The 859-nt window shown below is 61.7% G+C and carries 1 pseudogene; it reads left to right on the top strand.

The features are described 5' to 3' along the window. Positions 1 to 63 precede the first annotated feature (63 nt). Positions 64 to 859, top strand: a pseudogene (locus IEZ09_RS45900) (hypothetical protein); the annotation flags it as partial.

Genomic DNA, 859 nt, shown 5'->3' with positions numbered 1-859 from the left:
TCTGGTTCGGTGCCGGCGGACGCACCGGATGCGGTGGGTTCGGTGGTTGGTGGGGTGGAGTCGGTGGATCTTGATGCCTTTTTGGGCGAGTTGGCCCTGGCCGGGTTCGAGGATGGTGTGGATTTTGGGTCTTTTGAGTCGGGTCCTGACAGCCGAGATTTGGGCGGTGGGGAGCCGGGTGGTGGGGAGTTGGGGGCTGGGGAATTGGGTGGTGAGGAGGCGGGTGGCTGGGAAGCGGATGTGGTGGGTCGGGGTGGGGAAGTGGGTGGGGTGGATCCGTCGTTGACGTTAGATCCGGCTTCGTTGTCTGTTTTTGGTTTTGTTGCTCCGCCTCCGTTGTCGCCTGGTGTGGGGCAGGGGGAGGTGGAGTCCGGGGGTGAGGTTCTGTCCGGTGGTGGTGATGTCGGGGGTTCGGGTGGGGAGTCAGGAGGGTTGGTCGGTGACGCGGTTGTCCAGGGTGGTGGTTCCGCGGGTGAGGGAGGGGTGGTGTCTTCAGGGGACGTGCGGTTGCCGCTGGAAGTGCGGAAGAAGCTTGTGGGATGGCGTCCTGGTGTGGGTGAGTTCAATCCGCGTGGGTTTAGTACGTTCGCGGAGGCTGTGGACGATGTCAGTAAGGAGGGTTACGAGATTTCGCTGGAGCGCTCAAGCCGTAGCCACTTCGTGTCCGGGCTGGCCAGCGATCTGTTCGGTGAATGGGCCACCAAAATGGTCCTCACCCGAGATCCGGCGACCGGAAAATTCTACACGCGCAAAGAGATGGTTGCACTCAGTGGTCTCAAGGTAAATGTAAAGACCTTCGCTCGGCTTGTGCGTGATCATGTGGCGAGGACGTCGTTTTTGGTGTTGCCGCCGGAGCAGC

It is taken from the genome of Lentzea flava (genome assembly GCF_014648475.1).
Classification (GTDB): Bacteria; Actinomycetota; Actinomycetes; order Mycobacteriales; family Pseudonocardiaceae; genus Lentzea; species Lentzea flava.
The sequence above is the reverse complement of the archived record's forward strand: the minus strand, read 5'-3'. Positions and strand labels throughout refer to the sequence as shown.